Source organism: Mesorhizobium sp. B2-5-3 (genome assembly GCF_006441005.1).
In the GTDB taxonomy this organism is placed as follows: domain Bacteria; phylum Pseudomonadota; class Alphaproteobacteria; order Rhizobiales; family Rhizobiaceae; genus Mesorhizobium.
Genome location: NZ_VFUS01000005.1, coordinates 341652 through 353988 on the forward strand (window position 1 = coordinate 341652; position 12337 = coordinate 353988).

12 protein-coding genes and 1 tRNA gene are annotated in these 12337 nt (G+C 63.4%); 5 read left to right on the plus strand and 8 right to left on the minus strand.

The window, feature by feature from the left end:
- The first annotated feature begins 42 nt into the window (after positions 1-42).
- Positions 43-1032, plus strand: a complete 990-nt coding sequence (locus FJ867_RS14530; protein WP_140513261.1) for a LysR family transcriptional regulator — start codon at positions 43-45, stop codon at positions 1030-1032.
- Here the strand turns inward: FJ867_RS14530 and FJ867_RS28765 are convergent.
- From FJ867_RS28765 to FJ867_RS14555, 5 genes are all read right to left on the minus strand, one after another.
- Positions 1010-1375, minus strand: coding sequence for a hypothetical protein (locus FJ867_RS28765; RefSeq protein ID WP_140649375.1), 366 nt, complete (start codon positions 1373-1375; stop codon positions 1010-1012). The genes FJ867_RS14530 and FJ867_RS28765 overlap by 23 nt on opposite strands.
- Positions 1376-1578: 203 nt before the next feature.
- Positions 1579-1652, minus strand: a tRNA-Gly gene (locus FJ867_RS14540).
- 108 nt (positions 1653-1760) lie between these two features.
- Positions 1761-3653, minus strand: a complete 1893-nt coding sequence (locus FJ867_RS14545; RefSeq protein WP_140817715.1) for an acyltransferase family protein — start codon at positions 3651-3653, stop codon at positions 1761-1763.
- 201 nt (positions 3654-3854) lie between these two features.
- Positions 3855-5345 carry a hypothetical protein gene (locus tag FJ867_RS14550; protein ID WP_140817717.1) on the minus strand — a complete coding sequence of 497 codons (1491 nt, stop codon included), beginning with the start codon at positions 5343-5345 and terminating at the stop codon, positions 3855-3857.
- A gap of 69 nt (positions 5346-5414) precedes the next feature.
- The gene (locus FJ867_RS14555; protein ID WP_140817719.1) at positions 5415-6443 is read right to left on the minus strand and encodes a glycosyltransferase family 2 protein; all 1029 of its coding nucleotides are present in this window, start codon (positions 6441-6443) and stop codon (positions 5415-5417) included.
- A gap of 440 nt (positions 6444-6883) precedes the next feature.
- On the opposite strand from FJ867_RS14555, the gene FJ867_RS14560 reads away from it, so the two are divergent.
- Positions 6884-7147 (plus strand): DUF6460 domain-containing protein, encoded by a 264-nt coding sequence (locus tag FJ867_RS14560; RefSeq protein ID WP_140513271.1) that lies wholly within the window; start codon positions 6884-6886, stop codon positions 7145-7147.
- A 3-nt stretch (positions 7148-7150) separates the two neighbouring features.
- Here the strand turns inward: FJ867_RS14560 and FJ867_RS14565 are convergent, their stop codons facing one another.
- The gene (locus FJ867_RS14565) at positions 7151-8053 is read right to left on the minus strand and encodes a histone deacetylase (protein WP_140817721.1); all 903 of its coding nucleotides are present in this window, start codon (positions 8051-8053) and stop codon (positions 7151-7153) included.
- Positions 8054-8281: 228 nt separating this feature from the next.
- On the opposite strand from FJ867_RS14565, the gene FJ867_RS14570 reads away from it, so the two are divergent.
- The gene (locus FJ867_RS14570; protein WP_246675051.1) at positions 8282-9544 is read left to right on the plus strand and encodes an MATE family efflux transporter; all 1263 of its coding nucleotides are present in this window, start codon (positions 8282-8284) and stop codon (positions 9542-9544) included.
- Here FJ867_RS14570 and FJ867_RS14575 read toward each other — a convergent pair.
- The gene (locus FJ867_RS14575; RefSeq protein WP_140817725.1) at positions 9537-10616 is read right to left on the minus strand and encodes a quinone-dependent dihydroorotate dehydrogenase; all 1080 of its coding nucleotides are present in this window, start codon (positions 10614-10616) and stop codon (positions 9537-9539) included. The two genes, FJ867_RS14570 and FJ867_RS14575, sit on opposite strands and share 8 nt — an antisense overlap.
- Positions 10613-10963, minus strand: coding sequence for a DUF952 domain-containing protein (locus tag FJ867_RS14580; protein WP_140496591.1), 351 nt, complete (start codon positions 10961-10963; stop codon positions 10613-10615). Before FJ867_RS14580 ends, FJ867_RS14575 begins: the two co-directional genes overlap by 4 nt.
- Positions 10964-11070: 107 nt before the next feature.
- Here FJ867_RS14580 and FJ867_RS14585 point away from each other — a divergent pair, with 107 nt between their 5' ends.
- Both FJ867_RS14585 and FJ867_RS14590 read left to right on the plus strand, forming a co-directional pair.
- Positions 11071-11505, plus strand: coding sequence for a hypothetical protein (locus FJ867_RS14585; protein ID WP_140817727.1), 435 nt, complete (start codon positions 11071-11073; stop codon positions 11503-11505).
- Positions 11506-11631: 126 nt separating this feature from the next.
- Positions 11632-12291, plus strand: a complete 660-nt coding sequence (locus FJ867_RS14590; protein ID WP_140513279.1) for a response regulator transcription factor — start codon at positions 11632-11634, stop codon at positions 12289-12291.
- Positions 12292-12337: the final 46 nt, after the last annotated feature.

Here is a 12337-nt window from a genome sequence, read left to right on the forward strand (position 1 = left end):
GTTGACGCTAAACTCAAGGGCATTGGGAGCGAAGGGAAATCAATGGCAACGTTGCGCAATCCTGGCGGGATTTCAGAAGGTTACGAGGTGCTCCCCGGTGACGGCGAGACCCTGCTGCGCAGCGGCCTCAGCCTGCGCCATATGCGCATGATCGTTGCGCTGGACGATCACGGCCGGGTCAGTTCCGCCGCCCAGGTCATGAATATCTCACAGCCGGCGGCCTCGCGCATGATCGCCGAGATGGAAGCCGTGCTGGACGTCACGCTCTGCGAAAGGCTGCCGCGCGGCGTCACCTTGACCCCCTATGGCAAGGCGTTGGCCAGGCGCGCGCGCTCCATCCTTTTGGAGATGCGCGAGGTCGATCGCGAGATCTCCGAACTCAAGGCGGGCAAGGGCGGCTCGGTGTTCCTCGGTGCGGTGACGGCGCCCGCGATCGAGCTCGCGGTCCCGGCGATCCGCGAAATCCGCCGCATCTACCCGCGCATCGAGATCACCATGCAGGTCGAGACCTCCAACGTGCTGGCGCGCGAGTTGATCGCGTCGCGCCATGACTTCATCATCGCGCGCATCCCCGACGATCTCAACCCGCGGCTGTTCGAGTCCCGTGTCATCGGCGTCGAGAAGGCCTGCCTGATCGTGCGCCGGGGCCATCCGCTGACCGAGGGCAAAGCGGTGCGGTTGGAGGAGACCGCGGCCTATGACTGGGTTTTCCAGTCCGGCGGCTCGCCGCTGCGCCAGGCCATGGAGAGCAATTTCCTGAACCGCAACATCGCGCTGCCGGACCGCATCCTCAACACCAGCTCGCTGCTCCTGACCCTGGTCATGGTCGCGCACTCCGACGCCATCGCGCCGGTCTCGGTCCAGGTGGCGAAATTCATCCAGAATCCCGAAGGGCTGGCCGGCGCCATCGACGTCGTGCAGACCGAATTCGACATCGAGGTTCGGCCTTACAGCCTGATCACAGTGAAGAACCGTGCGCTGTCGCCGGCGGCGAAGATGCTGCATGATTTCATCCTGCGCGAAGTGGGGTGACCGGAACAAAAACCAGGTAAGTGCGTTCAAAGGCCAATCGGCGTTCGCGCCGGAGCTCGTTTTGAGCCGGGGAACGATGCGCCGATGATAAACAACTCGGGAGATTTTGATGGAACGTCGGTTGTTTCTTACTGGAATGCTTGGCGTCGCGGGGGCAGTTGCTTTTGCAGGCCTGGCCAGGCCTGGCAGAGCAGTTGCCGGGGTCCCGAACGGCAACGGAATCCTTGACGAACTCGATAAGGACGACCTCGACAGGGCTGATGCGGCCGTCTTCGAAGGAGACGATCAAGCCGAGGTGGAGCAGATCTCGCATCGCCGGTGGCATCGCCGGCACCGTCGTCATGGGCGCCGCCGCGCCTGGCGCAGGGTCTGCCGCAGCTATTGGCGCCGCGGTCGCCGCCATGTCCGCTGCTGGCGCAGGCGCGTCTGGGTTAGTGTTTGGCTCTAAAACGATACCGGGAAAACGGCTGGAGCGGTTTTCCCGGAATTGCGCGAGAAACCGGTAGTTGGAGCGGCTTGGTAAGGGCTCAAACCCTTGGCGCAGACTGGAGCGGGTAGCGGGAATCGAACCCGCGCGTTCAGCTTGGGAAGCTGACAGGCTACCATTACATCATACCCGCGCAGCAGCCTCGTTACCATGAGGGCTGGCCATCGGGCAATCGCAAAGCGGCTCACTTTCCACACGGTACCGTCCCAGCGACCGGCGCGCCGCATGCCGGTCACGCCTGCTATCTCACTTTCGCGATCTCGGTGCCGGCTGCAAAGCTCGGCCAGTATCTCGAGATGGCGAGTGCTGCGCCTGCGGAAGAGAAGTGACCATAGTCGAAATAGAGAAATTGCTTGTTGCCGGCATCGGCATACGAGCAGCCTGCGGCGTCGCACAGATAGGTCAGCGGGTCTATGAAGTCAGCGCCTTTGACGAAGGGCAGAACCCGCTTGTTGATGTCCGGATCCATGGCCATCGGCCAGGACATGTTCGCGGTATCTCCTCGTCTTGCGAAGAAGGCGATTTTCTGGACGTCGGCGATGAATTCGGGAGACTGGCCGATGACGTAGACCTTGACGCCCATCTGGCGAAGCCGGTCGATCGTCTTCTGGAGACCGCCGAAGCCCCTGACCTCGTAGTCGGTCCATCGGCCACTCAGGATCACGGCCTGAATGTTGGCTTCGCGGATGATCGACATGGCCCGCTCGTTGAAGCTGGTACAGGCAGGTCGGGCATAGGAAAAATAGGTCAGGTCCGGGGGGCAGCCGGCATAGGTGTATTGGATGACGTTAGCCTGGATTTTCTGGGCGTTGGCTTCAAGTCCCGAGACATAGTGGGCGGCGAAGGAATCGCCCCACAACAGCACATTGGTGGCAAAGCCGCTCGTTCGGGTGCAGGCGGCAAGGTTCCAGTCCTCGATCCGGTTCGAGCCTTCGTTGAAGCAGATGCCGTTGCGCCAATCGCCAACCTGGATCCGTTCCGTTGAAAAGTCCGGGAAGCGTTGCGGAAAACCGTTGCCGAGCGCCCCGGCCACGCCGCCGACGCAGAGCAGGACGATTGCCGTCGCGGAAAAGGCGAAGATAGGCAGCGGTGCGGTGTAGGCCCGTTTCCGCCGAAACGGCTGCTCGACATATCTCCACGAGAACGCCGCCAGGGCGAAGCTTGCCACGGTCATGGCGATGATCGTCGGCACGCCGATGGCTTTCAGCGAAACGTAATGGACGAAGGAATTGATCGGCCAATGAACGAGGTAGAGCGAATAGGAAATGAGGCCGATCCAGACCAGCGGCGGAAACTGCAACACCCGCGTGGCGATGGTTGCCGGCCCCTGTTCGCCCGCCCTTTCGTGGCCGGCATAGATGAGCAGGGCGGTGCCGATGCAGGGGAACAAGGCATTGTAGCCCGGAAAGGGGTCGCTCTCTGAAATCGTGACGAAGCCGAAGGCGACCATGGCAAAGCCGGCGAGGCCGATCAGTTCCATTGCCGGCCGGCTGGCAAGTGCCGGCGGCTTTCTCAGCATCAGCATGGCCCCTAGGGCCAGTTCCCAGATGCGCGTCGGCAACAGGTAGAAACCCGCCGTGGGCGCCATCGAGGTCGCCATGACCGCCAGGGCGAAACTGCCGATCGCGATCGGCAGCAATATCGTCAGCCAGCGTTTCGAGGCATAGCGATAGATCAGGTACACCAGTATGGGCGCGAAGATGTAATATTGCTCTTCGACCGAGAGCGACCATGTGTGCAGCAGCGGCCGCAGCTCGGCGTCGATCGAGAAATAGTTCGTCGTCTTCCAGAAATAGATGTTCGACCAGAAGGTCGAGGCCGCGATGACGCTGAGGCTGAATTCGTGCAGGTCCGACGGCAAAAGGATGAACCAGGCGGCAATGCCTGCGAGCACGATGACGAAGGTCAGCGCCGGCAGGATGCGCCGCGCGCGGCGCCAATAGAAGCGGCCGATCGAGAACTGGCCTCGTTCGAGATCGTCGAGCAGGCTGCCGCTGATCAGATAGCCCGATATGACGAAGAAGATGTCGACGCCGGTGAAGCCGCCTGGGATGGCGGACAAGCCGAAATGAAAGAGGACGACAGGCAGCACCGCTATGGCCCGCAAGCCGTCGATGTCGCGTCTGTAGTTCATGCGACCGGTTCGCGCGCCGTGGCCGGGGGCAGTCGTGGCGCACCCGGTTTACCGGCCCATGCGGCGGCATTGCCGCGATGCGAGAAAGCCTTGATTCTCGGTCCCACTTCTTCGTCCTCTCCGGTGCAATTTGCTGCACCGCAACATCGGTGTCAAGGCGAATGCTGGAGGGCCGAAGCCGGTTTGGGCTGGCGCCGCGGATCAGGCGCCGGGCAGGTAGATCACGGCGTATTCGTCCGCGTAGGCCCGCTTCCAGCCCAATTCCTCGAAGAGGGGAATGCGGGTGTCGCCGGCCGCCAGCAGCGCCCAGCCTATGGCGTATTTCTTCAGCCGGGCCTCGAGCAGTGGTTTGCCGTCACTGTGTCCGGTCGCGTCGTCGGTTTTCGTGAACCCGTCCAGGAACAGCTGGTCCGTCCTGCCGTCGATGTAGGTCTTGATCCCGTGGAAGATCAGCGTGCCGCCGAAATTGTAGGAATTCAGCACGTTGCCGGACAGGTGCTGATCCCTTGCGAAGGCGAGTGCTCCGCTGGCGGACGTCTTCGGGCTCGGCGCGATCTGTTGGACGCTGCCGAGGACCGAGACCGCGCCGATCAGCAGGACGGCCACCGCGCCTGAGATTGCGTAGTAATGCCTGGCGAAGAAATTTTCCAATCCGTCGCGCTTTTGCGCCAGCCAGGTCGCGGCTGAAAGTGCGGGATATTGCTGTGCGACCTCAGCCATGATCACCAGCGGAACCAGAAGGAAGAACAGATACATGAACCGCTGGTGACTGAGATAGGCATGCAAGGTGAAGACGATGAACAGTGCCTTGGCCCAGCCAATCCGCAGCCGTGACACCAACAGCCCGAAAAGCGCCAGCAGCATCACGGCTTCCTTGACGAGCTCTTCCTGGGCGTTGAAGGGCCGCCATTCCAGGATTAGCGGCACCGCCTCGTTGCCATAGGCGACGGTAAGCGTCGCCAGGATGGCCTTGACGCCATAGGGATGGACCAGGCTGACCACTGGGCAAAGCAGGCCGAACGCGACCCATTTTGCCAGGAGAACCGGTTTCGACAGGCCTATGCGCGACAGGAGATACAGACCGGCAAAGCCGGCGATGACGAAGCTCAAGGTGAATGTGGCATGCAGGTTCGCCCACAACACGACGAGCGCGAGCAGCCACGGGGATGGCGCTCTTTCCTCCTGCGCCGCGCGAAACAGCATTGCCGTCCAAATGACGATGATCGGCAAAGTGAAGACGTGGGGGCGCGCCGTATAGATCGGGGCGACAAGGAAAGCCGCGACGAAAGCCAGCACCACCGCTAACACCGGCTTCAGCCATGCGCTGAGGAACCATCCCATCAGGAAGACTGTCAGGCCGATCGTGGCGATGATCAGCGTGACGACGCCATTCCAGCCACCGGCGCCATAGGCGAGCGCCAGAAGCACCTGCCCCAGCCATTCCTTGGCGATCCAGGGCTGGCCGGCGAAGGTATAGGAATAGGGGTCGACAGTCGGAAAGGTCCGGTTCGCCAGGAAATCCAGCCCGACCTTCACCTGCCACCAGCTGTCAGGATCCAGAAGGAGGGAGTTGGCATGCCTCATCAGCACGTAGGCAATGGTGCAGGCGCAGAAAAGACAGAACAACAGCCTGCTGCGCTGTGCGTCTTCGAGCGACGGCGTAGCCATCGCGATTGCCGTGGCTTGGTTCATGTCGCGGCCCCCGGCCATTTCGCGTTCGTTCCGGTCGAGAGATCCCGTAGCGGCCGGTCGATCGTCGCCTTAGCCACGCGCGGCTCTCTTCACCATTTCCTGGAGGCGGTGGACAGGCAGGTCCTGGTTTTCGAGGGCCACATCGCTTCGCGAAACGATCTCGTTGACGAAATAGAGCGGCCGCCGCTTCGTCTCCATGTACATCCGGCCGAGATATTCGCCGAATATGCCGAGCACCAGAAGCTGAACACTGCCCAGGATCAGCATGATCGCGGCAAGGCTGGTCCAGCCCGGCAGCACGTTTCCCAGCGACCATTCGAGCAGCGTATAGCCGAGCACGACCATTCCCAGTGCGCCGGAAAGCATTCCCAGAAGCGAGGCAAACCGCAACGGCGCGATGGAAAAGCTGGTCATCGCATCGACAGCCAGGAGAACCATCTTCTTGAGCGGATAGTGGGTGGCGCCGGCGAAACGCCGTTGCCGCTCATAGGAGAAGGCGGCCTGTCTCAGCCCGATCCAGCTCACCATGCCGCGAATGAACCTGTAGCGCTCCGGCATGGCGTTCAGATGGTCGAGGGCGCGGCGGCTCATCAGCCTGAAATCACCGGTGTCCGGCGCGATCTCGACGTCGACCATCCGGCGCAGCAGCCGGTAGAACATCGACGCGGAAGCCAGCTTGAACCAGCCTTCGCCATCACGCTTGGCCCTTTGACCGTAAACGACATCGAAGCCTTCATCCATCTTCGCCATCATCGCGCCGAGCAGTTCAGGCGGATCCTGGAGATCGGCATCGAGAATGAGGATGCGCTGGCCCCGGCAGAACTCCAGCCCCGCGCTCAGCGCGATCTGGTGGCCATAGTTGCGGGCAAGGTCGATGGCGACGACGTGGTCGTCCTTTTGCGCCAGTTCGAAAACGGCATCGCGGGTGCCGTCGGTCGCCCCGTCGATGACGAGCACGATCTCGTAGGAAGGGTTTTGCGCCAGGCAAGCGGCGGTGACGCGTCGGTGAAGCTCAGCCACGCCGTCCCGCTCGTTATAGCACGGCACGACAACCGAAAGCATGACCGCGCGGCGCGCGCCGATTTTTTCCGCTTCCATCAAAGCCTAGCTCCCGCTCCAGGAATGGCAATAGCGGCAATTGGTTAGAAAACAGATAAGCCGGCCGCGATCAGCCGCCGCCGGCCGCTCGCCTGCCATGCGCCTATGGTCGCCGCTTGGTACCAGGGCACGATCCGCGTTAACGTGTTCCTTCGGAGCCTTCGACGGTGCGCTGTTGACGGAGCCTTGAACGGATAAACCCGCCTGTGCGGCGGGTCCCTGGCGCAACTCAGCACCATAGCCAAATATCTACCATAGTTGCCTTCACCCCGTCAAGGAAAAAATTCCTATCATGAAAAGCCGGCGGCACCGCCGGACCGGCCGTCATAGGCTTTGTCAGCCAGGTTCAGAGCCTTGGCCCGCCCGGCTTGAAGCGGGGCGGCCAAGTGCGTATTTCTGATCCTGTCGCCGAATCGGGCGATCAGAGCCGGAGACAGGTCTTGTCCGCATTGACGCGCTTTCTCGGCGACACCCCGCTCAGGGTACTCCTGAAGTTGCTGGTGGTGTCGTTCCTCGTCGGCCTCGTCATGACCGCCTTCGGCTGGTCGCCGATGGACGTGCTCTATGGCATCCGCAAATTCGTCCTGGATCTCTGGAATCTGGGCTTCCATGCCATCGACCGCTTCCTGGGTTATATTCTGCTGGGTGCGGCGATCGTGGTTCCGGCGTTCATCCTGCTCAGAATCGCCAACTACAGGAAATAGCGGTCAGGCGTAGTCCGCCGCCGCCTCGAACAGAATGGCATGGCGCGCCGCGAGCGCGGCCACGTCGGTCGAATAGCCGCCGCCGATGACGCCGCATAGCGCGATGCCGCGCGAGCGGAAGTGACCGATCACCATGGCGTCGCGGGCGCGAAGCCCGTCGTTTGAAAGCGCCAGCCTGCCGAGCCGGTCCTCGGCATGGACGTCGACGCCGGCATTGTAGAAAACGATGTCCCAGCGCGCATGGGCGGACAGTTCCGGCAAGATGGCGGCCAGCCTTTCGAGATAGGCGGCATCGCCCGTGCCGTCGGGCAGTGCGACATCGAGGTCGGAGGCGATCTTGCGCGCGGGGTAGTTGCGCTCGCCATGCATGGAGAAGGTGAACACGCGCTGATCGCCAGCCAGGATATCCGCCGTGCCGTCGCCCTGATGCACATCCAGATCGACCACGAGTATGTTCCGCGCCGCGCCTTCGGCAAGCAGCACCAGCGAAGCGACGGCGACGTCGTTGAAGGTGCAGAAGCCCGCGCCCTGCGCGCGGCGCGCATGATGGCTGCCGCCGGCGGTGTTGCAGGCAATGCCGTGGCGCAAGGCCAGCCGGGCCGCCAGTACTGTGCCGCCGGTGGCGAGTTGGGCGCGCAGCGAGACGCGCGGGCCGACCGGAAAGCCGATCTCGCGTTCGATCTTTTCCGGCACCGAACAGCTGATGACCTGGTCGACATAGTCAGCCGCATGGGCACGCTTCAGCCATGGTGCGGGTGCCGCTTCCGGCATGCTGAGCGCCCCCTGCACGGCCAGTCCGCGTGCGTGCAAGGCCTCCATCAGCAGCGGATATTTGCTCATCGGAAAGCGATGGTTGACGGCGAAGCCGGCGTCGTAGTCGGGATGATGGACGATCTGGAGGGACATGAACCGGATCCGGCGGCTCGCGCCAGACCGGAATTTCGGTTGGCCGCCATGGCAAGGGTGGATTGCGCGGTGGCCGGAAAATGGGGCACACCGGCTGTTCGATCAAGCCGCAATCAGCAAGGCAGCAATTCTTTGGAGAAGGGTGCAATCCCAGCCGACGCCGGATCCCCAATCGTTCCCGGATCCTTTGTCGTCACCAACCGCACGGTGCTCGTCATCGCCGTACCGATGACGCTCGCCTACCTGACGACGCCGCTGCTCGGCATGGTCGATACGGCTGTTGTCGGACAGCTCGGCGACGCCGCCTTGCTTGGCGGCCTGGCGGCAGGCGCGCTGGTCTTCGACGTCGTCTTCACCACCTTCAATTTCCTGCGCTCCGGCACCACCGGTCTGGTCGCCCAGGCTTTCGGGCGCAACGACGCGCTGGAGGAACAGGCGGTGTTCTGGCGCGCGGTGCTGATCGCTGTTGTCGCCGGCATCGTGCTGGCGGCGCTTTCGCCGCTGATCGCGGCCGGCGGGCGGTGGTTCATGGATGCCGGGCCGCGCGTCAGCGAGGCGATGGGCGTCTATATCGGCATCAGATTGCTCGCGGCACCTTTCTCGCTGATCAACTACGCCATTCTCGGCTATGTCCTCGGCCGAGGCGAGGGCGGGCTCGGGTTGGTGCTGCAGTTGGTGCTGAACGGCATCAACATCGCGCTCTGCATCCTGCTTGGCCTGGAGCTTGGCTGGGGCGTCGCCGGCGTCGCCTGGGCAACCGTCACCGGCGAATTCCTGGCCATGTTGCTTGGCTTCGCCATCGTCATCAGACGGTTCAGGGCAAGCCCGCCCGTGCCGCGCCAACGCCTGCTCGACATGAGCGCGTTCCTGCGCATGCTGTCGCTCAACCGCGATATCATGATCCGCTCGTTCTCGCTGCTTGCCGCCTTTGCGCTGTTCACCCGCCAGGGTGCGCAATTCGGCACGGTCACGCTGGCCGCCAACGCCGTGCTGATGAATTTTTTCCTCGTCGCAGGCTATTTCCTCGACGGTTTCGCCACCGCCGCGGAACAGCTCGCCGGCCGCGCCGTCGGTGCGCGGGCTGAGCACCCGTTCCGGCGCGCGGTGCGGTTGACCCTGTTCTGGGGTTTCGGATTGGCGGGCGCCGCAACCCTGGTGCTTCTGCTGGCCGGTGCCAATCTGGTTGCCGTCGTCACCACGTCGCAGGAAGTCCGCTCGGTGGCCGACACCTACCTGCCCTGGGCGGCCTTCACCGCACTGAGCGGCGTGCTGGCTTTCCAGATGGACGGCGTCTTCATCGGCGCGACCTGGTCGCGCGACATGCGCAACATGATGCTTTTGTCTTTCCTGGCCTTCGCCGCCGCGCTGATTACGCTGGCGCCCGCTTTCGGCAATCATGGGCTGTGGGCGGCATTGCATGTCTTCCTGCTGGTGCGTGGCCTCAGCCTGCTGGCCATCCTGCGGTTGCGGCTGCGGACGGCATTCAGTTGAGCGGCCTTGAAACCCATTGGTCGAGATGGCGGTCGCGCAAGTCGCTGATGGACTTGAGCCGTTCCGTCTCGGCGAAATGCGCCATGCCGGCGACGATGCGCCCCGGCAGCGCCGGCCCGGCATAGATCATGCCGGTGTAAAGCTGGACGAGATCCGCGCCTGCGCGGATCTTCTCGAGCGCCGTCTCGGCGGAGTTGACCCCACCCACGCCGATGATGGCCATGTCCGGCCCCAGCAGCCTGCGCATACGGGCCAGCACGATGGTCGAGCGCTCGAATAGCGGCCGGCCGGAAAGCCCGCCGGTCTCGCTTGCCGCGCCGCTGGAGCGTAGCGCCGGGCGAGAAATGGTGGTGTTGGACACGATGATGCCGTCTATTGCCTTATGGGTGACCTCGGCGGCGATGTCTTCCAGCTCGGCTTCGACCAGGTCAGGCGCAATCTTGAGAAACACCGGCGGCTGCCTTGCCGCCGCCGCACGCGCGGCCATGACCCGCGACAACAGCTCGCCAAGCTGTTCGCGCGCCTGCATGGTGCGCAGGCCGGGCGTATTGGGCGAGGAAATATTGACGGTGAGATAGCTGGCGTAAGGCGCGAAGCGGATGACACCGCGCTCATAGTCGTTGACGCGGTCGGCGCTGTCCTTGTTGGCGCCGATGTTGACGCCGACGATGCCGGAGCGCCCTTTGCGGCCGACCAGGCGTTTCTCGGCGGCCGCATGGCCTTCATTGTTGAAGCCGAGCCGGTTGATCACCGCTTCATCCGCCGGCAACCGGAAGATGCGCGGCTTCGGATTGCCAGGCTGCGCCGACGGCGTGACCGTGCCGACCTCGGCAAAGCCGAAGCCGAGGCCGAGAAGCGCATCGGGCACCTCGGCATTCTTGTCATAACCGGCAGCCATGCCGAGCGGATTGGGGAAATCGAGGCCGCAGAGGCTGACCTTCAGCCGCGCATCGCGCGCCGTCCGTGAGCCGACCGGCAGGCCGCAGCGCAGCGCCGCGATCGACAGGCCATGCGCGGTTTCCGGGTCGAACGTGAAGAGCAGCTTCTGGCCAATCCGGTCGAGCACGCTCATTCGGCCTCCAGCGCCGGGAACTGGTGGGTGCCGTCGGCGCCGAGCGGCAGCGGCCGAACCCACAGCACGGCTTTCAGGTCGAGCACGCCGTAGAGGTGCGGAAACAGCGCGCCGCCGCGGGAGGCCTCGTATTTTAGCGCATCGCCCAGGCTGGTCCCGTCGATGGCGACCAGCAGAAGCCCCGCCTGGCCGGCAAAATGTTTCGCCGCCGTCTCTTTGACCTGTGCCGCCGTGGAGAAATGGATGAAGCCGTCGGCGACATCGATCGGCGCTCCGGTGAAGCGGCCGTTCGCTTCGGCCTCGCGCCAAGGCCCTTCCGGGGTTATCTTGTAGATAATCTGAGACATGGTTGCGCTATAGTCCGAACCAGCCGTGCGGGGAAGGCCGTGCCAAGGATCTTCCCCATTTCCGGCGCAAACATGCGATATCTCAGGCTTTGGCCATGGAGGACAACATGCGTCTGCAGCACATCTTGATCCCCGCCGCGCTCGTTTCGCTGGTCGCGGCGTCCGCCTTTTCCGAGGAGGCCGACCGCTACCGTCTGGAGAAATCCGCCAACGGCTATGTCCGCATGGACACACAGACGGGCGCGATGTCGATCTGCGCGGAGCGCTCCGGCCAACTCGTCTGCAAGATGGCGGCCGATGAACGCGCTGCCTTCCAGGACGAGGTCGATCGCCTGCAAACCTCGATGAAAGCCATGGACGAGCGCGTCACCAGGCTCGAGAATTCGCTCTCGGCCCGCCTCGAATCGACATTGCCGAGCGAGGAGGATTTCAACAAGACGATGAGCTACATGGAGCGTTTCCTGAAGGGCTTCATGGGCATCGTCAAAGATATGGACAAGGACAGCGGCGACGGCGCCAAACCCAACTCGCAGAAGACCTGAAGACAGGCCGTCTGGGGAAATCCGGTGCGCCGGCTTTGCTGCTTGAAAACAGCGCGAAGCGCCTCATAATCGTTGCATCAGGTCCCGAGAAAACAGAAGACCATCAAGGGATCCGGGGAGGGATATTTGCCATCAGGCTATTCTTTCGTCATCGCCGACGATCACCCGCTGTTTCGCGGTGCGTTGCGCGAAGCGCTTGCCGGCATCGGCAATGTCACCGCTATTCACGAAGCCGGCGATTTCGAAAGCGCCAAGGCGCTGGTCGTGGCCAACGAGGAGGTCGATCTGGTGCTGCTCGACCTGTCGATGCCGGGCGCGAGCGGCCTTTCCGGCCTGATCTCGTTGCGCGGCATCCATCCGGCGGCGCCGCTGGTGGTGGTCTCCGCCCATGACGACCCGGCGACCATCCGGCGCGCGCTCGACCTCGGCGCGTCCGGTTTCATCTCCAAATCGGCCAGCATGGAGGAAATCCGCGACGCCGTGCGATCGGTCCTTGCGGGCGATATCGCGGCACCGGCCGGCATCGATCTCGGTGTCGAGCGCGATCCCGAAATATCGGACCTGATCAAGCGCTTGCAGGCGCTCACGCCGCAGCAAACCCGCGTGCTCGGCATGCTGGCGGAAGGCCTTCTCAACAAGCAGATCGCCTATGAGCTCGGCGTCTCCGAGGCGACGATCAAGGCGCATGTCTCGGCGATATTGCAGAAGCTCGGCGTCGACAGCCGCACCCAGGCGGTGATCCTGCTGTCCAAGATCGGCAGCGATCCGCTGCAGCCGGTGAGCTGAGCGCCCGAACCTGGCGGATGGTTATGCGGATGTCGGCCCGGCGACC